The following is a 22,364-nucleotide window of genomic DNA, read 5'->3' as shown; positions in this document are numbered from 1 at the left end:
GCCCTGGAGGAGCGTCCGGCTGGCGTCGGGTCAAGGTGCGATTTCGATCTCGCCTTCCATCCTGGTGATCTCGAAATCGCTGATGATCACGTCAAGGCGAAGTCGCCACCGCCCGGGAATGGGAAGCACGATATCGGGCACTGTCCAGCTGTCCTTGCCTTTCTCGGCCTTCCGCCTTATCGGCTCGATCCCGGCCCCGGGGTTAGAGAGCACGACCGCCACCTCCTGAGGATCGAGCAGCGACCGGTCGCTTTTGGCGATGACTGCGGAGATCGCCAATTGCCCGACCCGATCCGGCGTGATCTTGACGTCAGCCACCGCCTTGCTGGTCTCCAGGTGAACCGCGGCAGTCCTTTGGACTTCGGCAAGCAAGGTGCGCGGGGGCGGAGTGAACCGCCATGTCGCAGCCACCGCGAAAATGAGGAGCAGGATGACGGTCTCCGCGGCGATCGAACGAACGAGCTGGCGGATCGCCGCAGGCTCCCCCTTTTTCGAACCGGAGGTGAGTTTCCACCGGTTGATGGCTGCCAGGGCAAACAGCAGGGCGAGCAGCCCGAGCTTGACGAGGAATACGATCCCATACGCCGTCGTGACCAGCCCAGCCGGAGTGCGGATCTGGACGACGGCGAGCACGCCTCCGGCCACGGCAAGGACCAGGACGGCCCATGGTATGAAGACCGAGAAGCGGTGCAGTGCCGCGCCGCCCGCTTCTTTGTCTTGTCCGAACTCGGCCAGGAGCGGCAGCAGCGCGCCGGCCCAGATAGCTATAGCCGCGACATGCAGGAAAACGGCCGGGCGCATCAGCCATTGCGGATCTGCAGCACTCGCGTGCCCGCTGAGGCAGAGGGAAAATGCCGCGGTTATGACGGCGGATATCGATATCCAGCGGGCATCCCTGCCCCGGCCGCTGGCCAGAGCGAGCCCCGCAAGCGCCAGGGCCGCGATCGCAAAAATGACCGTCGGTCCGAAACTCGTAGCCATTCCCGCCTTCCAGACAGCCGGCGCGACGAGCCGTGAGATCGGCTCGCCCACCGTATCCAGCCCCTGAAAGCCGGCTGAAAGCAAGGCACCCGCAAAACCGATGCAGAGGGTTGCAAGCACCTGCCTCAGCGCATTGCGGGAACCGTCCGCGAACCAGTGGATGGCAAACGCGCCGCCGACCCCGAAGAGGAGACCGACATAAAGCGCCAGCTTGCCGATCCAGAGGCCAGCGCGAACCGGCCAGTCGATATCGGCCGCAGTGCCCCGGACGTCGGCGTTCGATCGCCCGATCGAGAAGACGACCGAGCCGCCGATCGGGTGACCATCTTCCGAAACAACCCGCCAGGAAAGGAGATAACTGCCGTCCTTGAGGTCTCCGGGCGGCGTGATCTCGACCGCCTTGTCCTTCAGCACGAAGTTTTTCAGAGGGGCGATACTGCCATCCGGCCGCGTGAGCTTGAGGCTGGTCGGCGAGACAGGCTCGCTGAATGTCAGAGCGATTACACGCGGGGCCGTGGACACGACCGAGCCATCGCGCGGCTCGGTCGTATTGAGGGATGCATGGGCGGATGCCGCCGCCGTCATGACCGACCACAGCAAGATCGCAAACACGAACCGCTGCAGAGTACCGGTCAGTGAAAGTGCCTTGTGGCAAAGCGGCGTCATCGGCCTTCATGCTCCCGGGTGGATGGGTCGTTAATTGCCCGTCTTCTGAAGAAGCTTGACGCCCGGGGCCGGAAGTTCGAGGTCCGACGCCTTCTGGCCTGCAGCCGGCACTTCGATCCAGCGTTCCTTGAGACCTTCCGGGCATTCCTGGATCACCGGGAAATAGAGCATGTCGCCGGCTTTCAGGTCGGCCGCAATCGTGCCACGCAGAACGAATTCATCATACTCGTCGTCGCCGAGGTTGCCGCCGCTCCAGACCACTTCCTTCACCCCTTCGGTGACGGGAGAGCCGTGATTGTCGTAAGCCTTGGCATAAGCTCCCTTGACCTTGTCGAGCGTCCAGCCCGCCTTCGGCTGCGGCTTGACGCCGTAGAACCCCTCCGGAATCTGGACCCGCACGGTGTTCGTGGGCTTGCCTTCGCAGCCATGCGGCACGCGCAGCACCGCCTTATAGGTCGAGCCGACGGGAGCGTCTTTTCCTTCCAGGGTGACATGCGCCAGGGCGGCGGTGCTGCCGAACACGAGGATGGCGGTGGTTGTGATGATTGTCTTCAACGTGATTGCCTTCAACATGTAACTCTCCATGCTTGGCCGCGCGTTGGGCGGCCTGATTTTCGGGCGACTGGCAGCCACGAGGGCGCCGGCCGGTATGGCTGATGGCTTGAAAGGGCGGTCCTATCCGTGTTCCGGGCCGGCCGGCCGCGAGGGCGCGACACGCGGCTTCCGCCGCTTCGTTGCCGTTTGGCCAGGTGTGAACTCAGGAGATCGCAGGATTGCCCGACTTACAGCGGCCCGCGATCTCAATGTCGCGCGTCACGCTTAAGTCTTTGTTCCGCATGTCGTGTTGCAAGACGGCGTTCGTTTTGCACGACAAGCCTTCAGGCCGCCTGAGGCGGCGCGCGGGGATTCCCGGGAGAGGTCTCGGGGCGTTCGAAGGGACCTGTATCCGCTTCGATTGGAAGCAGTTTGGAGGTGGCCTCCAGCCGGTTGTTCAGAAAATTGTCGGAGAATTGCGGCGCGAGCGCTGGAGCGAGAACGCTGCATGCCTGCGTGCAGCACTCGGGCAGTTTTGAGCCGTCCTTGTGATCCGATTGGCCGCTACCGCCGGCATGGGTAATGCAAAGCGGGTTTCCAAAGTCATCGAGGACGGGAGCTGCGACCGCCGAACCGAGAAGGAAGGACCCAAGCAGCATCTGCACGACGAGCGCGTAGGCCGCGATCGACGCGAACACAACACCCCAGGCAGCTGCTTTGCGGTTCTTCACGGTCCCCTCATCAGTTGCGGCAAGCCACGGATGTCCGATTTGGACATCCGTTATTGGCACGGCACGGTGACATCTGTCTATGCGCCCTTCCGCCACAGCGTTCTTTGATGCGCATCAAACTCCCGGCTCAGCGCTCTTATGGCGGACTCGGTTAGTTAAACTGGGCAAGGCCCGGAACGCAACAAGCCCTCCTGGTTAGGAGAGCTTGTTGATGATAGTTTTGGATTTGGTTGCGTGGGCTCATAACCAACGATTCCTGCGATTGGTTGAGCGGCACGTTCCCGAAATCGCAGCGTAGCATTATCTACCGCCTCGATAGGATTTGAACCGGCGAACCCGTTGTCTATCTGTCTCTAAATCAGAGACTTAACAATCGCGTTTTGTGAGAGTTCTGCCGAGCTGGAATCGTGTCCCTCGTGCATGGCGGTTCGCATTCGGACCGCCAAGATTTCCCGATCTTCAGATTTGCGACAATCCCCCATCGACGGTAAGTTCAATACCGTTGACATACTTGGCGTCCTGCGACGCGAGGAACAGGGCGGCGGTCGCGATCTCGACCGGCTCCGCCATATAGCCGAGCGGAACTTCGCGAGCCGCAAAGTCTTTTAGGGCTTCGATCTCGGCCTGCCCCATATGGAGGCCGTTTTCCATGAGAGGGGTGAGCGTGAAGCCCGGGCTGAGCGCGTTGACGCGGATTTTCTGACCGCGAAGATCGTTGGCCCAAGTTCGTGCGAACGCACCTGACAGCGGCTTTCGAAGCATTGTAAAGACTTAGCCCCTCCATGCCGCTGTTTGAGCAATGGAGAAACCGATTCCGGTCGATCCCCCGGTTACGACAACATCTCGAGCTCGACCTTGATGGTTTACGGGACTCCGACAGCTTTCAAAAATTCCCGCCCGATGAATCAGAGAGAAAACTTCGTCAAGCAGTCTTCTGCCGCATTTGGCTGACTGTGAGCCAAACCGCCGAGACAAGAAAATAGAAAGCACCGAGACCAGCATAGCCGGCAACATTGGCAATTGAAGGCTCAACGGGCTTCAGCGCTTGGGCGATGAAGAACGCGCCTGCTATTGCCGACTGGCCGCCACTCAGGATCATTGCCCACTGCCCACTGCTCGTCTTCCAGCGCCGAACCGCTGTGGCAAGCTGTGACAGGCCGGAAAAGATTGCCCACAGACCAAAGCCGCCAAGGACCCAGTTCATGCTCATTGTGAGCGCGACAATGACTGCAACGGTCATAACCAAACTGACCGCAACGTTTATCGCCTGGCTCCGGTTGTTCGCCAGGCCGCCGTTTCGTCCGGCATCGACGTAATTGGCGGCCGCATCCCAGGCGGGGTAGATAATCAGCAGAATGGCCGCGATAGTAAAAGACTGGCGGCCGGCCGTCAGCGCTGCTGCGACCCAGATTATGGAAAACGCCGCTCGCGCAAAGTAGTACCGCTTCAGCCAGTAATGCCCGCCGTTTTCGGCGATGTCCGTTTGGTAGTTTGTCATAGTGAAATCCTAATTCTGGTTTGATTGAGTTGTTCTTCTGTTTTCAAGCATGTTGGAAATCACACGTAGACGACGTGCTTTCCGAAGGGTGTCTTGTCTCCCCGATTGCCTTGCCCGATCCGCTCGCTCTCGCCTGAAAACCGTCCGGGAGATTTATGCATGGAACTGGGTTCCTCATGCTCCCGCCTTCATGGTCAGTTGTTCGGCTGAACGAAGAACAGTGGCGGCAGATAAATACTGTCCGAGGATATCGAACGTTATCGTTGGTGGCGGTCTCGTTCATGACGACGTCCCTTCGTCGGTCGCGTCGGGTGCAGATTAAGCAGCATTTGTGTGTTGTCGCCGGCCGAACCGGTATGGCGGCCGATCCAGCCAGCGACGGCGACGTGGTTTACATTGGGGGAACCACGCCATTCTTACCGACGATCACCTGATGCGCGATCGTGCCGGTTGTACCTTTCTCGGCGGCAATGAAGACGACGGCACCGGGAACTAGATCGTCATTGGTGGCTGGAGCGATGGTCACGACAGGTGTGCCGTCCGGGATGGCAATCTTCTTTTCCTTGCCATGATAGGTCACGGTCACCGTCCGGCCATCGACGCCTTTAACGGCATCCGCGACGGTCGCGTTGGTCATACTGCTATCGGGTTTAAGATCCCAACCGTAGCTACCCTCGCCGGCGCCTTTCATGGCCGGCGGGAAGATGAGGACTTCAAGCGCACCATCACCACCGCCGTCTTTTGGCATGGATGCGATGCCGACGAAGTCGCCTGGCTCGATGTCTGTGACTTTGGCGTTCGCGACGCTCGCAACTTTCCGGTCTGCAGCAATGGCGACGTCGACCGTCTCACCTTCACGCGTCTTCACCTTCAGAGTGGATCCGCCAAAGTTGACGATGCTGCCGCGAACATGGATCTGAGCGGCCTTCTTATCTTCCGCATGGGCGGGCGTTACGAGGATTGCCACGGACGAGAGACTTGACAGCACCAGGGCAATGGTGGGGAGGTGGTTCTTCATCATTTCACTCTTCCTACTAGTTGGTAGTTGATGATGGCGCAGTTTTACCTGAGGAAGCCAAGGCCGCCCGCAGGATTAGTGAGTGGCGACGGGCGACAGCCGGTTGAGAGTGGGAGCCAGTATGGTGGCGAATACCTCCCCGTTGCCGTAAGCGCGGGCAGAAAGCATCGCGCCGTAAACAGTTGCCAGGAATGCCTCGGCTTCGACGCCGGGCTCGCTCGAAAGGTTGAGCGTCTTTTCCTCCGCGCCGCGCTCCATAACTGAGGTCAGCCATGAAGAGATGAAACGAAAGAATGCCGTGACCTCTTTCGCGACCTCTGGTGGCAGCGATGGCAGCTCGCTGGCAAGCAGAGCGCATACGCAAAAAGGCCTGCTCGAATCTTCGATGCACTTGGCCCAATGACCTGCATAAGCCCTCAGGATATCAAGCGGGTTCGAAACGTTTTGCTCAAGAATTGCCACCCCTGCCACGCCAACTTCGCGGTATTGCTTGACCAGTTCTCGCACCAGGTCGACCTTGCTGGGGAAATGGTGGTGGATGCTGGCCTTGCGGATGCCGACAACCTCGGCAATATCAGCATAGCTGAAGCCATTATAGCCGCCGCTCATGATCAAGGTTCGCGCGGAGGCCAGGATTTCATCGGAGGTCGTAGAAAGATCGCTCATATCTCCTTCTACCTTCTAGTAGGCAGAGCGTCAATAGCTTAACGCGATCACATTGTTTGTCAGCCGTCGGTCGAGAGGGTCATGGATTTCCAAGCGTCGATTTCCTGCTGAAGGCGCTCTATCCTGGCCGACACGTGCTTGTAGGCATCACTGCTCAGGAGAAGTTGCGGCGGGGGATTATCGGATCCGACCGGGGTCAAGACAGCAACTGCCAATTTATCCGGGTCGCCGAGCTGCTTGCCGCTCACGGCCTGTCGGGCCTCGCGGATCGGATCAAAAAGGCTGTCGTAATCTGCAATGGACCGCTCTGTGCGAACCATGGAGCGCCCCGCCCAGTCTGTCCGGAAGGAGCCGGGGCAGCTAGCGTGATTTGCTTCCCGGGCACCGCAAATAACGGATTGTCCGCGGATGAGAGCCTGCGCGACGCCTATCGTCCGCGGTTTTCGATCGTCCACGTCGGAGCTTCCGCTCGCGATTCGAAAGCTACCAATGGGATGACAACCGAAATCTCTCCTGTCGATCAACCCTTCCTGCTCCAACTCTCGCAGATGTTGCGTCAGCATTTTTTGGGAAATGCCCTCTATTTCGCGAAGCAACTGGGAGCTTCGCATCGTTGAATCGGCATAAAGGCGAAACAGGATCGGCATCTTCCAACGCCCGCTAATCATGTGAAGCGTGCGTGTGACATGAGCGACCGCCCCATCCGGACCCAGGCATACGGATCGGGCATCTAATGGAACAGGCACCTTTTGGTACGTTCTTGTAGCTCCCACGCAGCCTCCTATCTGGTCCGACAAAAGATAGGTGATTGGATCATGGATTTACAGCTGAATGGCAAGGTCGACCTACGACCGCAACGTGATTGCTGCCCTGCGGGTTACCAACGCAGTGCTACCGGGCATGCGATTGGCAAAATGGGGCCGGGTCATCAATATATCGAGCCTCGCGGGCCTGATGCCTCCTCCTGTCAATCCAGATTATTCCGCCGCCAAGGCCGCAATGCTTGCGATGACCGCATCGATGGCGAAGGCCGTCGCCGGCGAAGGGGTGACAGTGAACGCTATCTCTCCGGGCACGATCCACAGCGCGAAGCTTGACATGAAGTTTCGCGAGGTCGCGGTCAAGCACGGTGTCGCCGCCGACGCACCTTGGCGGGACGTCGAGAAGGTCGTGTTGCCACTGTTTGCGCAGGTGCCGGTGAACCGGGTGGGAACGTTGCAAGAGATCGCGGATGCCATCGCTTTCCTTGTCAGTCCACGAGCAGCCTACATCACAGGATCAAATATTCGACTGGATGGCGGGATGCTCCCTACGATCTAGGCTCAAGACTCGTTAAATCAAAGCCGGATCGTGCGGGATGACAACCTTTCCGCTTGCCCGAGATGGAATACAGGCCGTAATCTTGCGTGCGGCCAAGGCGTCTCGAAACCAGGATCCGCTCTAGCAGAAACAACTCGCGCGTAACGCGTCGATTGTGCATCGCCGGTGAGCCTGTCATTGATCGGGCATATCACTGTCAGCGCCATTCGCTTCGCCTTGCCTGATTGTGCTGCCGGCCTGCGGCGAGCCGGCACACTCGATTATCTTTGCCGACAACCAATCCAGGCCAATGTCTGATGCCGATCTTACATGCCGCACGAGGCTGAACGTGAAGGGGTCGATGGCGAGCGGTGGTTCAAGCACCGCAAGCCCGAATTGATTGGCGTATTTGGCAGCGAGTCTGGCCGGAACCGTTGACGAGAGGTCGCTACTCGCGACAACGCCCATGGCGGTCATGAACATTGGAACGCTCGCGACGACCCGCCGCCGGAGCCGGCGCTTTTTCAAAGCCTGATCGACCATGCCATGAAAGCCGCCTCTGAATGAGACAAGCACGTGATCGAGTGCCAGGTAGTGGTCGAGCGATATCGGGCCCTGCGCAACGGGATGGTCTTTCCTGACCACGACGACAAAGTCTTCCTCGAAGACCGGCACGGCCTGGAACTCATCCGGCAGATCCCAGACGCGCCCGATCGCCATCTCCATTTCGTTCGTGCGCAGGGCGCTCAGGCTTTCGGCTCCGACAGCGAATTGAAACGCGACCCGGCATCCGGGTGCTTCGGCGCGCAGCATCCCTATCAGCGGAGGGGCAATCACGGCGCCGACGAGGTCGTTGCTCGCAAGCCTGAAGGTGCGCGATGAAGATTCAGGTTCGAAATGCGTGGGAACGTCAAGGGCCTCGTGGGCAAGCCGAAGAATGATTTCAATCTGCGGAAGAAGCTGTGAGGCGCGAGGCGTCGGCTCCAGCCCGTTCGGGCGCCGGATGAAGAGGGGATCGTCGAACAGCTCGCGCAGCCGCGCGAGCGCATGGCTGACGGCGGACTGACTGACACCCAGCGTTGCCGCGACGAGCGTGGTTTTCTGCATCCGTACGAGATCGCGGAAGATTGCCAGCATGGTGAAGTCCAGCCGGCGCAGCTTCAGCTGATCGGCATTGGTTTTGCGCATCAACTGCATCTCCTCCTCGCAACGCGATCACCTGTTTCGGCGATGTGATATCACATTCGTTCATATCGCATATCTAGCGATTTCAGTTGATCGAATAATGGCAAATCCTATGATCGATGGCTAGAGGCCGGTACTGGCATGGCCTGCGGAGCTTGGAGCAAATTGCTGACCATGATGCGTACCCCACTTGCGACAAAGCCCGTATCACTGGATCGAAGGCAGTTCCTGGGCATGGCCGGCGCGCTGGTCTTGTCGGCGAACTTGACCGTGAAAGCGCGGGCCGCATCCCTGGGCAAATTCGTGAATGCCTGGTTGCGCATCGATCCTGACGATCAAGTGACGATACTGCTGTCCCAATCGGAAATGGGACAGGGCATCCAAACCACCCTTCCCCTGGCGCTCGTGGACGAGCTCGGCGCAGACTGGTCGCGGGTCAGGCTGGAATGGTCCGATTTCGATCCCGCTTACCGGCATCCGCAATATCAGTGGATGTTCACCGGCAACAGCGAATCGATCTCGACCTTCTTCCCGATCATGCGGACCATCGGCGCGGCCGCACGCGAGATGCTCGTCGAGGCAGCCGCGGCGCGCCTGAGTGTTGCGGCTGCCAGCCTTCGCGTCGACAAGGGCCGCATCCATCATGATCCGACAGGCCGGATGGTGACCTTTGGCTCGGTTGCCGCGGACGCGGCGAGGCTCGATGTCCCGAAAAAACCCCAGATCAAGCCGGCAAGCAGCTCGGACCTCATCGGCAAGCCGCAGCCCCGCGTCGACATACCCTCGAAGGTCGATGGATCGGCGATCTTCGGCATCGATGTGAAAGTGCCTGGCATGGCGGTGGCCGCTATCCGCCGGGCCCGTTCGCAAGGGGGATCACTCGCGACATTCGATGCAACGGCGATCAAGGCCGAACGTGGCGTGCTTGCCGTCGTCGAAATTCCGTCCGGCCTCGCCGTCGTTGCCAATGACTACTGGACAGCGAAGCAGGCTCTCGACCGGGCCGAGCTTACATTCACGCCTGGCCCGCTCGCCGGATATTCAACCGAGGGCCAGAAGGCCGAATATATCGCGCTGCTGAAATCCGCCTCGTTCGACGCCAAGGTCAAAGCAGGCGATGCCACCGCCGCTCTGGCGGCCGCGAACGACGTGCTGGAGGCAACTTTCGAGATCCCCGCTCAGGCGCATGCGACAATGGAGCCGATGAACTGCACGGCCCATGTGACGCGGGACCGGTGCGAGTTGTGGATTCCGACGCAGGGCGTCGAGATCACCCATGCCGTCGCTAAGCAGGTGACGGGCCTCACGGACGACCAGATCATAATCCACCGGACCTTGCTCGGCGGCGGCTTTGGCCGGCGGCTGCTCGCGGATTTCGCCAAGATCGCCATCATGGTCGCAAAGGCCGCTGGCCGTCCCGTCAAGGTCATCTGGAGCCGGGAAGAAGATTTTCGCTACGACGCCTACCGCCCGCCAATGGTTCATGAGGTGAAGGCGTCTCTCGGCAGTGACGGCCTACCGGTGGCGATGACCCATCGTGTCGTCTCGCCGTCCCACATGCTCTATATATTCCCGCGCGGCGTTATCAAGGCAGAGGGCGACTGGGTGCGCCCGATCATGCCGCCGGCGGCCTATGACGGCATGGCGGTCGAAGGTCTGACGGAAACGCCTTACGCCATTCAAAACTACGCGGTCGAGCAGCATCGGGTCGGCACGCCGCTTGCCGTTTCCGTCTGGCGCACAACCGGCCACGGGCCGAACAACTTTGTCCTGGAAAGTGTCGTCGACGAATTGGCGTATCGCGCCAAGGACGACCCGCTTTCATATCGGCTGAAGCTTGCCGCTTCCGATCCTCGCGCGGTTGCCGTGCTGAAGGCGGTCGAGGCGCTGTGCGGCTGGTCGAACGCATTGCCGGCCGGGCGGTTCCGCGGCCTGGCGCTCGCCAAGGCATTCGGCGGCTATATCGCGCAAGTCGTCGAAATCTCCGTCATGGACAAGGACGTTAGGTGTCACCACGTCTGGAGCGCCGTCGACATCGGCCGCACACTCGACTCAGGCATTGCCACATCCAACATCGAAGGAGGCGTGGTCTGGGGCCTTTCCGGTCTGCGCACGGAGGTCACTTTCGCTAACAGCGAGATCGAGCAGACTAACTTCGATCAATTCGATCCGTTGCACCTGTCGGAAACCCCTAAAATCACGACGCGGTTCGTCGACAGCGGCGGCGAGCCGACCGGTGTTGGCGAATTAGGTCCGGTGCCAACGCACGCTGCTTTCTGCAATGCCGTGTTCGCTGCGACTCGCGAGCGCATCCGAACCCTGCCGATTTCGCGCAGCGGCTATCAGTTGGTCTGACGGGAGCCATACAATGACGCGATTTTTAGTCAATGGGAGTGCGGTCACGGTCGACGCCGATCCGGACACGCCGCTACTATGGGCGTTGCGCGACCACCTCGGGCTGACCGGCACCAAATTCGGCTGCGGCATCGCTGCGTGCGGCGCCTGTACAGTGCATGTCGACGGCCAGCCAGTACGCTCCTGTTCCTTTTCGCTCGCTGACGCGGAAGACAAACAGGTCACGACGATTGAGGGGCTATCGGACGATCGCTCGCATCCCTTGCAGCGGGCCTGGATTGCGGAACAGGTTCCGCAATGCGGCTATTGTCAATCCGGCATGATCATGGCCGCCGCCGCGCTGCTCAAAGACAGGCCGCATCCAACCGATGACGACATCGATGCGGCAATCACCAATCTGTGCCGCTGCGGCACCTATGCCCGCATCCGCGCCGCAGTGCATCGTGCAGTGCGAGGTGCGTGATGATTGGCCGTTTGCTTCAGGCACGAACACTCGCCGGTGTGACGCTCGGCGTGATGGTAGCCTTGGCCTTCGTGCCGCCTGTGCGGTCGCAAGCGAAGGGCGACAGTACGTCGGCGGCCGACGCCTTCGACACGGTTGCACGCGTCATGGCCAGCCCCCGCTGTCAGAATTGCCATACCCTGACGGGCTTTCCGCGCCAGGGCGACGACCGGCATCGACACATGTTCCATGTGATGCGTGGACCCGCAGATGATGGTGCGGCCGGCCTGCCTTGTTCCACCTGTCACGGACGATCGAACAACGCAGCCAGTGGCGTCCCCGGCGCCAACGACGAATGGCGGCTCGCGCCACTCACCATGGGTTGGGACGGCCTTTCCCAACATGAGCTTTGCGAACACCTGAAGGATCCACAACACAACGGAAACCGCAATGGTGGTCAGGTCATAGATCATCTCAGATCGGCTCTCGTCAGATGGGCCTGGTCGCCAGGCGTCGACCGGACCGGGAAGACACGAACAACCCCGCCCGTCCCCTATGAGGAATTCATGAAGGATGCCGAAAGCTGGGTGAGCAGCGGAGCCGCATGTCCGAAATAGCCGGAGTTCAGGACTTGCCGGATCGCGGCGGATCAAGCAAAGACGACACCGATCGACGCCGCCACTTCCTGCAATTTCCTGCAATCTGTGGCCGCAGCGACGGTCGCGCCGGCCGGGTTTTGCGGGTGCGGACTTCATCCGGCGCTCGCGGCCGGCGGCACCATCGCGGCGTCCGGCACAGGCCCTCTGGTCGATCCCGGCAAGGGCTACCTCGTCCCAGCAGATTGACCACCGGCTCCAGGCGTAGAAACGACTACTGCCTCTGTGGGGAGGCCGCGAAGTTATTGAAGTTGTGGGAAGAATTTGGTTGCGGGGGCTCACAACCAACGATTCCTGCGATTGGTCGAAAGGCCTGTCCCAAATCTAGCGGCTTAGGCCGTAGAGGTAAACCCAGTTCGAATCCCTCGCCTTGATGGGCTTCGAACCAAGGACCTAGGCTTTCCGTTGCTTCCAATCAGCACTCAAGTAGCTGAAATACAACGAAAGCTTAGTCGATCGCTGCCGGCCCTGCGCCCCACGCCGGGGTCCGTGACGATGTCCCAGAGGCTATGGCCGGCACGGGTAACGGACCTCTTGTACCTCTGGGTTTCCGTACGCTTGGAAAGTCGTTTCCCGCCGGAAAGCGAGAGGCGTTATTTGGTGAGGTCGGCGATGCGGTTGAGCGCGCCGGCGAGGCCCTTCAGGGAGACGGCCAGCGCCAGCGGTTGGGCCGGGCTGGCGGCGGAAACGGTGACGTTGAGGGCCTTGCCGGCCCTGAGCTTTGCAATCGTGTCTGCCTCGAAGGCCAGCGGCACGACGCAGCCTTGCGGCAGGCAGGTCGAGAAGGGCAAAGTATTGCCGAGCGCGGCATCGTCGATCTTTAACTGAGCGCCCTGGGGCAGCGCCAGTCCGAGCGGCAGCACCAGCGTGCCCCGGAACTTGCCGTCGGCGCTCTTGCCGATCTCTACGGCCAGGACGGTCTGCTTGGTCTGGTTGTTGGTTTGGACCTGCCGGACGAGGCAGGATGGAGCATTGGCCTGCATCTGGCAGACGACGCTCCAATCGTCGTAGGTCTCGACCAGCGAGCTGGCGCCGCCCGGCAGGGGGGCGGCGGTCGCGGTGCAGCTGACGAAAGCGAGCGCTGCCGCCAGCAGTGAAGCCTTCGGCAAATAGCGGGATAAAGTCATTCGAACAGGTTCCTTTCATATGGCTGGGATCCGACCATCCCTGCCAGAGCGGTTCAGACCCGCCGACCGGCCAGCGTTTGGCGGCTTGTGTATAGTGATTATGGCGTTGACTGGGCCGGGAGCGAGACGCAGCCGCTGCCATTGGCGAGGCAGACGAACGTTCCTTTGAAACGCGGATCGGTGATCAGGTCGCGACTGTCATCCGCGGTTTCGGCATCGTCGGACACCGGCCGGATCGGCACAAACCGGCCGGCATCGAAGGTCGGCGTGACGGAGCTTGCCTGTGTGCCGGGTCGGGGGTCGGCGGCCTTTTCCACGGTCAGCACGCCGGGAAGGAAGCTCATGCGATAATTGGCGGACGCCAGAAGCGTGCCTTGGGTGATCGCATAAGCACCGACATTGGAATACTGCCCCGCCGTGGTCGAAAGCGATCCGGAGAGCGTGTCGCCATTGACCAGGCTTGCACCCCCGACCGTATAGCTCAGCGCCGGGTTTACATCACCATAGGTCTTCGACTGCGCATCCGCCGTCACGGTGATTGCGCGTTGATTGATGCTCAAGTTGGCTCCGACATAGGTCAGGGCGTAGTTGCTTGACGCCGAGAACGAGCCGGTGATGGCATAGGCGCCAACGTTGGAATACTGCCCCGCCGAGGTCGAAAGCGATCCGGAAAGTGTGTCGTTGTTGACAAGGCCCGCCGCCGTATAGGTCAGCGCCGGATTGGCGTCACCATAGGTCTTGGACAATGCGTCTGCCGTCACCGTCAGCGCCCGCGGGGTCACGGTGAGGTTGGCGCCCGTATAGCTGATGGCGTAGTTTGCATTCGCCAGCGATCCTTGCGTGATCGCGTAGGCGCCGACATCGGAATATTGCCCCGCCGTGGTCGAAAGCGATCCGGAGAGCGTGTCGTTGTTGACAAGGCCTCCGACCATGTAGGTTAGCGCCGGATTGCCATCGCCATAAGTTTTCGATAGCGCATCCGCCGTCACCGTCAGCGCTCGCGGGGTAATCGTCAGATTGGCAGCATTATAGGTGAACGCATAATTGGCATTGCCGAGGCTGCCGATGGTGATGCCATAGCTACCCACATTCGAATACTGCCCCGCCGAGGTCGAAAGCGATCCAGAAAGTGTGTCGTTGTTGACAAGGCCCGTCGCGGTATAGGTCAGCGCCGGATTGGCATCGCCATAGATCTTGGACAATGCGTCTGCCGTCACCGTCAGCGCCCGCGGGTTCACGGTGAGGTTGGCGCCCGTATAGCTGATAGCGTAGTTTGCGTTGGCCAGCGATCCTTGCGTGATCGCGTGGGCGCCGACATTGGAATACTGTCCCGCCGTGGTCGAAAGCGTACCGGAGAGCATGTCGTTGTTGACAAGGCCCGAACCTCCGACCGTGTAGGTTAGCGCCGGATTGGCATCGCCATAAGTTTTCGATAGCGCATCCGCCGTCACCGTCAGCGCTCGCGGGGTAATCGTCAGATTGGCGGCATTATAGGTGAACGCATAATTGGCATTGCCGAGGCTGCCAATGGTGATGCCATAGCTACCCACATTCGAATACTGCCCCGCCGAGGTCGAAAGCGATCCGGAAAGTGTGTCGTTGTTGACAAGGCCCGTCGCGGTATAGGTCAGCGCCGGATTGGCATCGCCATAGATCTTGGACAATGCGTCTGCCGTCACCGTCAGCGCCCGCGGGTTCACGGTGAGGTTGGCGCCCGTATAGCTGATAGCGTAGTTTGCGTTGGCCAGCGATCCTTGCGTGATCGCGTGGGCGCCGACATTGGAATACTGTCCCGCCGTGGTCGAAAGCGTACCGGAGAGCATGTCGTTGTTGACAAGGCCCGAACCTCCGACCGTGTAGGTTAGCGCCGGATTGGCATCGCCATAAGTTTTCGATAGCGCATCCGCCGTCACCGTCAGTGCTCGCGGCGTGATTGTCAGATCGGCGGCATTATAGGTGATCGCGTAATTGGTATTGCCGAGGCTGCCGATGGTGATCCCGTAGCTACCCACATTCGAATACTGCCCCACCGGGGTCGAAAGCGATCCGGAGAGCGTGTCGTTGTTGACTAGGCCCGAGGTTGTGTAGGTCAGTGTCGGATTGATGTCACCGTAGGTCTTCGACGCAGCGTCCGCCTGAACGGTAATCGCCCGCTGGCCGATGGTCAGGTTGGCGCCGGTGTAGCTGATCGCGTAGTTCGAATTGGCGAGCGTCCCAATGGTAACGCCATAGTTGCCGACATCGGAATAGCGGCCTGCCGAGGTCGAGAGCGACCCCGACAGCGTGTCGCCGTTGACCAGACCCGTCGCCGTGTAGGTCAGCGTCGGATTGATATCGCCGTAGGTCTTGGTGAGCGCGTCCGCCGTCACCGTGAGCGCCCGCCGATTGATCGTCAGGTTGGCGCCGGTATAGCTGATCGAATAGTTGGAATTCACCAGCGTGCCGATGGTGATGCCATAGGTTCCCGCATCCGAATATTGCCCCGCCGGGGTCGAAAGCGAACCGGAGAGCGTATCGCCGTTGACGAGGCCCGACGTGGTGTAAGTCAGCGCCGGGTTGATATCGCCATAGGTCTTCGACAGGGCATCAGCCGTTACTGTGAGCGCCCGCTGATTGATCGTCAGATCGGCGCCAGTGTAGCTGATCGAATAGTTGGAATTCGCGAGCGTGCCGATGGTGATGCCATAGGTTCCCGCATCCGAATATCGCCCCGCCGGGGTCGAAAGTGAACCGGAGAGCGTATCGCCGTTGACGAGGCCCGATGTGGTGTAAGTCAGCGCCGGGTTGATATCGCCATAGGTCTTCGACAGGGCATCAGCCGTTACGGTGAGCGCCCGCTGATTGATCGTCAGATCGGCGCCAGTGTAGCTGATCGAATAGTTGGAATTCGCGAGCGTACCGATGGTGATGCCATAGGTTCCTGCATCCGAATATCGCCCCGCCGGGGTCGAAAGTGAACCGGAGAGCGTATCGTTGTTGACGAGGCCAGAGACCGTATAAGTTAGTGCCGGATTGGCGTCACCATAGGTCTTGGCGAGCCCGTCCGCCGTCACGGCTAGCGTACGCTGATTGATGGTCAGGTTGGCGGTGTTGTAGGTGATCGCATAGTTACTCGATGCAGCGAGTGTGCCTAGGCCAACCGCATAGTTACCCACGTCCGAATATTGCCCGGCGGAGGTTAAAAGCGATCCGGAGAGCATATCGCCGTTGACGAGGCCGCTGATTGTATAGGTCAGTGCCGGATTGGCATCGCCATAGGTTTTCGACAGAGCATCCGCCGTCACCGTGAGCGCGCGCTGGGTGACGGTCGCATTCGCGCCGACATAGGTCAGGGCGTAGTTCGACGAAGCCGACAGTGTCCCCTGCGTGAGAGCATAGGTGCCGACATCGCTCGAGCTAGTGATGCCCGCGAGTGCTCCTGACAGCGTGTCACTGTTCACCAGCGACCCGCTGGTCACGCTGTAGGCGAGTGTGGGCGTGTCACCATAGCTGAAGCTCTGACCCGACGTCGCCGTCGCCGTGATCGGGCGGGCCGCGATGGTCAAAGCGTTGCTGGTGTCGATATAGGCGGTGCGCGAACCGGTCACGGACACGATATTGGCATCCGAATAATTGTAGGTGCCGGCATTGGTGGCGGCACCCACCGCGCTGCCCCAGCTCAGGGAGACATTGCCCGTGCCGACGCCCGTCAGCGCCGCGCCGGAAATGGTGCTATTGGCGTCGCCATAGACGCGCGTGGCGCTGCCGATGGAGATATAATCGTCATAAAGGCCTGTGCTGAGCGCGCGCAGCATCATATAGCCGCTGTTCGCGCCGCTGGTTGATTTGCCCCAGTCAGACAAGAAATCCCAGCCCGCATTGATAAAGGTGAACGGGTCCTTCATCTGCGCCGTGGTGAGGCCTATTGCGGAAAAAGAATATGGGTATTGAACCTGTCCACCGCCAGATGGCTGTCCCGTGGTTTCGATATCCCAGAAGCTGGATGATACGGTGGCTACTTCGCTCCCACCCACCAAGCCTCCGAGATAGGGGCCATTATAATTGTTCCAGTTTCGACTAGTGGTGAAGGTGCCGCTGACGGCACCCGTGGCATAGGCGTTGGTGATAGTGGTATGGTCACTGAATCCCACCAAACCTCCGAACTTGCCATTATCTAAATTATCAAAATAATACGTGCCGCTGACAGCGCCCGTGGCATAGACGTTGCGGAGAGTGCCGGAAAGGTCGTGACCCACCAGCCCTCCAAAGTTGCCAGTAGAGCCGCTGGAACCGGTGCTGGTGACGGCGCCGGCGGCATAGACGTTGGTGATGGTTCCACCATAGTTGAAACCCACCAGGCCTCCGGCTTCGCCAATGGCGCCGACAGCGCCGGTGGCGTAGGCGTCGGTGATGGTTCCGTGGTCGTTGTAACCCACCAGGCCTCCGGCATAGTAGCCATGAAGCCCTAAGCCGGCGCTGACAGGGCCGGTGGCGTAGGCGTTGGTGATGGTTCTTCCGGACTTGTTGTAACCCACCAGGCCGCCGACATAGTCCGAGCCGCTGACAGCGCCGGTCGCGTATGCGCCGGCGATCGTGCCGTCGTTGTAACCAACCAAGCCTCCGCTGTAGACAAGGTAGCTGGTGACAGCGCCGGTGGCGTGGGCGCTGGTGATCGTGCCATAATTTTCACCCACCAGGCCTCCGACGTATGAATTGCCGGTGACAGATCCGGTGGCATAGGCGTTGGTGATCGTGCCGTAGTTGGTACCCACCAAGCCTCCAGCGTCCATATCAAAGATGGTGACATTGCCGGAGGCATGGGCGTTGGTGATGGTTCCTCCGCCATCGTTGTAACCCACCAACCCGCCGACGTAGTCCCAGCCGCCGACAGCGCCGGTGGTATAGGCGTTGGTGATGGTGCCATTGTTGTAACCCACCAGGCCTCCGATATATGTACCGCCGTTGGGGGCGATGATGGCGCCGGTGGCATAGACGTTGGTGATGGTTCCCCCGTTGTTGTAGCCCACCAAGCTGCCAACCCATTGGGCGCCTGTGATGGATCCCCCGATCAAACCGACATTCGCAATGGTCGCGCCTGGACCGACATAGCCAAACAGGCCGGTATAGGCATAGAGTAATTGATTGTCGATCGTCAGACCGGAAATCGTGTGGCCTTGGCCATCGAAATTGCCGGCAAATCCGGCGCCGCCGTTCAGCGCCTGGAACCCATCGGTGCCGATCGATCGGAAGCCAAAGCCATAATTCCAGTTGGCGGTGTCGGAGGCGTCGATATCCTTGCCGAGCGCGAAGCTTCCGGTGAGGTGATCCTGGATGCTTTGGAGGCCGGTGGGATTGTTTACCAGCTGATAGGCGACGAGGCTGTTTGCCGTGACATTGCCGCTGAAATCGGTCGCGGTCCCGAACATGGCGGGATTATAGTAGATATTTGCCGTGGAGGCCGATCCGGAAAGATTGACGGAACCACCCGCACCGAAGGAGACCGTGCCCGTACTGGTGCCCGAATTGTCGGCTTGTAGCACCACCCCGGCGCTGGTTCCCGAAGCCGTGATGGCGGCGTTGATCGCGATGTCGGACGCGGCGCTGAGGGTGAGCGTGGTGCCCGCACTCCAGGAGAGCGCATCGGCCACCGTGATCGTGCCGGCCTGCGAGCCGGCGGAGCTGCCGTCGCCGGTCGTCACAGTGACATTGGCGCCCGCGAGTGCGGCCTCGAGCGTGCTGACATTGATGACGCTGTCGTCGCCGGTGGCGGTGAAGCCGGACGAATTACTGTCAGTGCCCGACGAGATCGTGACGTTATACGGATCGAGCAGCAGATTGCCGAAAGCGCCATTAGCCGCCGTCAGGTCGGTAAAGCCCGTATAGGAAAGTAGCGCCTTGCCGGAGACTTCCACATCGGCGCCGTTGCCGGAGAGCGAACCGCCGCGGGCGGTGATCAGGCCTTCGAATTGCGTGCGATCGTCCGACCACAAGACGACATTGCCGCCGTTGCCGGTCGTGATTGCATCGGCATTGATGACGGTGCCGGCATCGACGGTCAGCGTCTCGGCGTGCTTCAAGGTGCCGCTACCCTGCCGCTCGCCGCCGATATTGATCGTGCCGCCGCCGCTCTTGCCGGAAGCATTCACCCTGGCAGAAGCGAGCTTGATCGACCGCCCGGTCACCGTGACCTTACCGCCGATGCCGGCGGCATTGCTGGCATTGAGCGTGCCGGAGATCGCCACCTCGCCGTCACCGCCGGTGAGCGTGATGTCGCCGCTCCTGCCGGAAACGCCCTTGGCTTCGATCGTGCCGGACATGTTGACCGCCTGACGCGCCATGTCCCTGGCGGCGGCGGCCGAAAGCTGCACCGTACCGCCATTGGCGGAGATCTTGCCGCTGTTGGAGACGAGCGCTTTCGTGCCCGCGGCCGTTGTCGGGATCGCCACCTGCAGGAATCCATCACCGGCCAGATCGAGCGTCGCCTGCTCGCCCGAGCCAAGCGCCACCTTGCCCATCGGCACGGTAATCACGCCGGAGTTCTCGACCGAGCGGCCGATCAAGGCGAGATAGCCACTCCGATTGATGGTGATCGTGCCCGCATTGGTCACGGAGCTGGATGCGCCGTTGCCGGTAAACGTCCGCTTGCCGGCCATGAAGTCGTCGTCGGAGATGCCGAGCGTCGAGGCGACGAAGGCACCGGTATTGATCGTCCCCGTCGGGGTAATGGCAATGCCGTTAGGGTTGACCAGATAGACCTGTCCGTTGGCAGTGAGACTGCCAGCGATGGTCGTCGTGGTCGAGCCGATGACGCGGTTGAGGATGGCCGAGGAGGCATTCGGCTGGACGAAAGTGACGCCATTGCCCTGGCCGATATTGAAGTTCTGCCAGTTGACGACGGCGTTCGCACTCGTCTGGTTGATCGTCAGCGTGCCGTTTGACGGCGTGCCGATCGTCACGCTGCCCGCCGCGACGCTTCCACCCGTCGGCAGGGACTGGGTGAAGGCCGGATTGGCCCCGACCAGTGCCGTGGAGGCAAGAAGGACGATGAGCCGGGTCCTCGTGGGGACGGGGCGGACGATGGAGCGGTGGTCTTTGACGTGCAGCATGGCGATGGTCCTAAAACTGGAACGCTGCCGAGAGCGTGAAGCGATTGTCGTTTGAACCATCACCGAAGCGCTCGGTGCGGCCATATTCGAGGCTGAGGGTCATGGAATTGAAGCTCGCCTGCTCGGCGGCGCCGAGGCGCAAGCCTGCCCCATACGACGCCCCTTGTGTCCAGGCTGTTTCCAATGCGGTCGGCTGATGCAGGCGCACACCGCCATAGGCCCCAAACAGATAGGGTGAGGCGAGGAAGGCGCCGCTCGCCGCCCCGTCCGCCGGCAGGTTAGTGCCCTGCTGCGCCGGGAAGGCGGATAGCGCGAACGGCAGGCTGAGCGGCATGGTGAACGGAAACTGCGCCTCGGCGCGGACGACGAAGCCGTCATCGCCCTGCATCAGGCCGGAGGGGAACGTCGAAAGGCCGGAGGTCGAGGCAAGGCCGATCTGCTCGGAATTGAGCAGCGGTTGGCCGAAGGAGGTCTGTGCCTTGGCGACCAGATCGAAGGTCAGGTGTTCGGCGACCGGCTGGCGATAGCCAAGCGTGAGTTCAAGCTTCTGGAAGTCGGCGTCGGCGCCCTGCCGCGACAGCGGCGTATCGCTGGCGGCAGCATCCGCAGCACTGCGCGCACCCAGACCGTTGATGCCGAAGGAGCCGGTCAGCCCGGCCGAGAACAGAGAATCGCCGAACACGTACCAGGAGAGGTCCGCCCCGGTTCGCAGGACGCGCAGCCGGTCCTTTGATAGAGCAACGCCGCTGAGATTGATGGCACTCAGTTTCTCCTGCTGCGCGTCGAATGCGCCTGTCAGGTTAAGCGTCAGGTTGCGCGACCGGATCAGCGGATAGTTGAGTTTGGCGGAATAGCGGGTGAAGTCCGATTGGAAGGCAATGCTGCCAGCCTCAGCTTCCGGCGCGGTGCGCGAGACCGTCGCCTCCAAATTGAGGCTCAGTCCATCATTGCCGAGCGGCAGGGTGACGCCGCCGGCCAGCATGCGGTTGCGCGGCGCTCCTGAGAAGAAATCGGTGTCGCCGTCGAAGCGCGGAGCGCCGGAAGCGCGCAGATAGATAAGCTCCCCGAAACCGAACACCGAATTGAAGTCGATGCCCATGCCCGTATTATATTTGCCAAGCTGGTCCGACTGACGGTTGTCCGCGTTGAGAGAAAAGAGCACCGGCTTGTAACGGGCCTCGATCGTCAGCACACTGCCGCCAGCCGTCGTCCCCCTGGAAAGGGTAGAGCGCAGCACGATGCCCGGCAGGTCGCCGGCCAGCAGCACCCGTCGTTCGATCTCGGCATTGGTGATGCTTTTCTTACTTACCAGCGGCGCCAGCAGTTTCGCGACGCGTTCACGGATGTTGTCCGGCAGATGCGAGGTGTCGATCCTTTCCAGGAAACCGTCGATGACGGCGATGCGCAAAGTCGCGCCGTTCACGAGGCGTTGCGCCGGCAGGAGAACGCGCACCAACGGATAGCCTTTTGCGGCATAGGCTGCCTGCAAACGGCTCGCGGCGGCGAAGAGATCGGCAGCGGTGACTGTCTTGCCGGCAAGTTCCGCCTTCAGCTTCGCCGTGTCTTCCGTCAGCGCCGGCAGGCCGCCTTCTACGACGACACTCCCGATATGGACGTCGAGCTTTTCCGCACCGGCGGGTGCGGCCTGCTCCGCGCCTTCGGGAATCACGATACCGCGCGCCTGCTTCTGCAATTTTGGTTCAAACGTCTGCGGCGTCACTTGCGAGGCGGTCTGCGCCAGGACCGGTCCCACCGAAAACAGCATGATCGCCGTTCCGGCGAGCAACGCGGCCCGCCGCACATCGTCACATCTCGAAATCAAAATTCACCTCGACCTGCCTGTTTCCCCGCACGCTTCCCCCGGCGATCGAAGGCGAGCCCAGCAACGCCCTAGACAACCCACAAAAGTCGCGCTGCTCACTCAGCGCAGACCCATGCAGAATCCGTCCGTGGAGCGGCTATTTTGCCCGCAATCGCGAGAACAGGGCGTTCGGGGAACCTGTTCCGCCCAAGAGCTAGGAAAATTCTCCGTGATTGTCTGCGTCCATTTTTGACTGCCCGTGAACCGGCATCCGCGATTTGCTATGCTTCAGGGGTTGCTTGGACGGACTGCTGCCGAAC

The 22,364-nt window shown here is 60.9% G+C and carries 14 protein-coding genes and 3 pseudogenes; 4 read left to right on the top strand and 13 right to left on the bottom strand.

Annotated elements, in window-relative coordinates; all coding sequences use genetic code 11:
* Positions 1-30 precede the first annotated feature (30 nt).
* The 9 genes and pseudogenes from MOV63_RS10040 to MOV63_RS10000 all read right to left on the bottom strand — a co-directional run.
* Positions 31-1,647 (bottom strand): copper resistance CopC/CopD family protein, encoded by a 1,617-nt coding sequence (locus tag MOV63_RS10040; RefSeq protein ID WP_247033555.1) that lies wholly within the window; start codon positions 1,645-1,647, stop codon positions 31-33.
* A 30-nt stretch (positions 1,648-1,677) separates the two neighbouring features.
* Positions 1,678-2,220 carry a YcnI family protein gene (locus tag MOV63_RS10035; RefSeq protein ID WP_247033553.1) on the bottom strand — a complete coding sequence of 181 codons (543 nt, stop codon included), beginning with the start codon at positions 2,218-2,220 and terminating at the stop codon, positions 1,678-1,680.
* A gap of 305 nt (positions 2,221-2,525) precedes the next feature.
* The gene (locus tag MOV63_RS10030) at positions 2,526-2,912 is read right to left on the bottom strand and encodes a hypothetical protein (RefSeq protein ID WP_247033551.1); all 387 of its coding nucleotides are present in this window, start codon (positions 2,910-2,912) and stop codon (positions 2,526-2,528) included.
* Positions 2,913-3,371: 459 nt separating this feature from the next.
* Positions 3,372-3,674 carry an SDR family NAD(P)-dependent oxidoreductase gene (locus MOV63_RS10025; protein WP_247033550.1) on the bottom strand — a complete coding sequence of 101 codons (303 nt, stop codon included), beginning with the start codon at positions 3,672-3,674 and terminating at the stop codon, positions 3,372-3,374.
* A gap of 160 nt (positions 3,675-3,834) precedes the next feature.
* Positions 3,835-4,410 (bottom strand): DUF308 domain-containing protein, encoded by a 576-nt coding sequence (locus MOV63_RS10020; RefSeq protein ID WP_247033549.1) that lies wholly within the window; start codon positions 4,408-4,410, stop codon positions 3,835-3,837.
* Between the two features lie 391 nt (positions 4,411-4,801).
* Complete coding sequence (locus tag MOV63_RS10015) at positions 4,802-5,431, bottom strand: hypothetical protein (RefSeq protein WP_247033548.1); 630 nt, start codon at positions 5,429-5,431, stop codon at positions 4,802-4,804.
* Between the two features lie 72 nt (positions 5,432-5,503).
* On the bottom strand, positions 5,504-6,094 hold the full coding sequence (locus tag MOV63_RS10010; RefSeq protein WP_247033547.1) for a TetR/AcrR family transcriptional regulator: 591 nt from the start codon (positions 6,092-6,094) through the stop codon (positions 5,504-5,506).
* Positions 6,095-6,153: 59 nt separating this feature from the next.
* Positions 6,154-6,453 (bottom strand): annotated as a pseudogene (locus tag MOV63_RS10005) (short-chain dehydrogenase/reductase); the annotation flags it as partial.
* 132 nt (positions 6,454-6,585) lie between these two features.
* Positions 6,586-6,867, bottom strand: a pseudogene (locus MOV63_RS10000) (winged helix-turn-helix transcriptional regulator); the annotation flags it as partial.
* A gap of 67 nt (positions 6,868-6,934) precedes the next feature.
* Between MOV63_RS10000 and MOV63_RS09995 the strand changes: the two are divergent.
* Positions 6,935-7,414: pseudogene (locus tag MOV63_RS09995) on the top strand (SDR family NAD(P)-dependent oxidoreductase); the annotation flags it as partial.
* Between the two features lie 174 nt (positions 7,415-7,588).
* Here MOV63_RS09995 and MOV63_RS09990 read toward each other — a convergent pair.
* Positions 7,589-8,581 (bottom strand): LysR family transcriptional regulator, encoded by a 993-nt coding sequence (locus tag MOV63_RS09990; protein WP_247033614.1) that lies wholly within the window; start codon positions 8,579-8,581, stop codon positions 7,589-7,591.
* Between the two features lie 171 nt (positions 8,582-8,752).
* Between MOV63_RS09990 and MOV63_RS09985 the strand changes: the two genes are divergently transcribed.
* Genes MOV63_RS09985 through MOV63_RS09975 form a run of 3 tightly spaced genes read left to right on the top strand, consistent with a single transcriptional unit; the run spans position 8,753 to position 11,992 of the window.
* Positions 8,753-10,933 carry a xanthine dehydrogenase family protein molybdopterin-binding subunit gene (locus MOV63_RS09985; RefSeq protein WP_247033546.1) on the top strand — a complete coding sequence of 727 codons (2,181 nt, stop codon included), beginning with the start codon at positions 8,753-8,755 and terminating at the stop codon, positions 10,931-10,933.
* Between the two features lie 13 nt (positions 10,934-10,946).
* Positions 10,947-11,396, top strand: a complete 450-nt coding sequence (locus tag MOV63_RS09980; RefSeq protein WP_038546276.1) for a (2Fe-2S)-binding protein — start codon at positions 10,947-10,949, stop codon at positions 11,394-11,396.
* Positions 11,396-11,992 carry a hypothetical protein gene (locus tag MOV63_RS09975; protein WP_247033545.1) on the top strand — a complete coding sequence of 199 codons (597 nt, stop codon included), beginning with the start codon at positions 11,396-11,398 and terminating at the stop codon, positions 11,990-11,992. The genes MOV63_RS09980 and MOV63_RS09975 overlap by 1 nt, the downstream gene beginning before the upstream one ends.
* Before the next feature lie 632 nt (positions 11,993-12,624).
* On the opposite strand, the gene MOV63_RS09970 is transcribed toward MOV63_RS09975, so the two are convergent.
* The 3 genes from MOV63_RS09970 to MOV63_RS09960 form a co-directional block, all read right to left on the bottom strand.
* Positions 12,625-13,158 carry an invasion associated locus B family protein gene (locus MOV63_RS09970; RefSeq protein WP_247033543.1) on the bottom strand — a complete coding sequence of 178 codons (534 nt, stop codon included), beginning with the start codon at positions 13,156-13,158 and terminating at the stop codon, positions 12,625-12,627.
* Positions 13,159-13,256: 98 nt separating this feature from the next.
* The gene (locus MOV63_RS09965) at positions 13,257-20,243 is read right to left on the bottom strand and encodes an MBG domain-containing protein (protein WP_247033541.1); all 6,987 of its coding nucleotides are present in this window, start codon (positions 20,241-20,243) and stop codon (positions 13,257-13,259) included.
* Between the two features lie 10 nt (positions 20,244-20,253).
* Positions 20,254-22,008, bottom strand: coding sequence for a ShlB/FhaC/HecB family hemolysin secretion/activation protein (locus MOV63_RS09960; RefSeq protein ID WP_247033539.1), 1,755 nt, complete (start codon positions 22,006-22,008; stop codon positions 20,254-20,256).
* Positions 22,009-22,364 lie beyond the last annotated feature (356 nt).

It is taken from the genome of Neorhizobium sp. SHOUNA12A (assembly GCF_023006505.1).
Classification (GTDB): domain Bacteria; phylum Pseudomonadota; class Alphaproteobacteria; order Rhizobiales; family Rhizobiaceae; genus Neorhizobium.
The sequence above is the reverse complement of the archived record's forward strand: the minus strand, read 5'-3'. Positions and strand labels throughout refer to the sequence as shown.

Excerpts from the sequence above, each read along its gene's own strand:
- MOV63_RS10020 (WP_247033549.1), bottom strand. The coding sequence starts at position 4,410 with ATGACAAACTACCAAACGGACATCGCCGAAAACGGCGGGCATTACTGG.
- MOV63_RS09960 (WP_247033539.1), bottom strand. The coding sequence starts at position 22,008 with ATGCTGTTTTCGGTGGGACCGGTCCTGGCGCAGACCGCCTCGCAAGTG.
- MOV63_RS10015 (WP_247033548.1), bottom strand. The coding sequence starts at position 5,431 with ATGATGAAGAACCACCTCCCCACCATTGCCCTGGTGCTGTCAAGTCTC.
- MOV63_RS09975 (WP_247033545.1), top strand. The coding sequence starts at position 11,396 with ATGATTGGCCGTTTGCTTCAGGCACGAACACTCGCCGGTGTGACGCTC.
- MOV63_RS09970 (WP_247033543.1), bottom strand. The coding sequence starts at position 13,158 with ATGACTTTATCCCGCTATTTGCCGAAGGCTTCACTGCTGGCGGCAGCG.
- MOV63_RS10035 (WP_247033553.1), bottom strand. The coding sequence starts at position 2,220 with ATGTTGAAGGCAATCACGTTGAAGACAATCATCACAACCACCGCCATC.
- MOV63_RS10025 (WP_247033550.1), bottom strand. The coding sequence starts at position 3,674 with ATGCTTCGAAAGCCGCTGTCAGGTGCGTTCGCACGAACTTGGGCCAAC.
- MOV63_RS09990 (WP_247033614.1), bottom strand. The coding sequence starts at position 8,581 with ATGCGCAAAACCAATGCCGATCAGCTGAAGCTGCGCCGGCTGGACTTC.
- MOV63_RS10010 (WP_247033547.1), bottom strand. The coding sequence starts at position 6,094 with ATGAGCGATCTTTCTACGACCTCCGATGAAATCCTGGCCTCCGCGCGA.
- MOV63_RS10040 (WP_247033555.1), bottom strand. The coding sequence starts at position 1,647 with ATGACGCCGCTTTGCCACAAGGCACTTTCACTGACCGGTACTCTGCAG.
- MOV63_RS09985 (WP_247033546.1), top strand. The coding sequence starts at position 8,753 with ATGATGCGTACCCCACTTGCGACAAAGCCCGTATCACTGGATCGAAGG.
- MOV63_RS09965 (WP_247033541.1), bottom strand. The coding sequence starts at position 20,243 with ATGCTGCACGTCAAAGACCACCGCTCCATCGTCCGCCCCGTCCCCACG.
- MOV63_RS09980 (WP_038546276.1), top strand. The coding sequence starts at position 10,947 with ATGACGCGATTTTTAGTCAATGGGAGTGCGGTCACGGTCGACGCCGAT.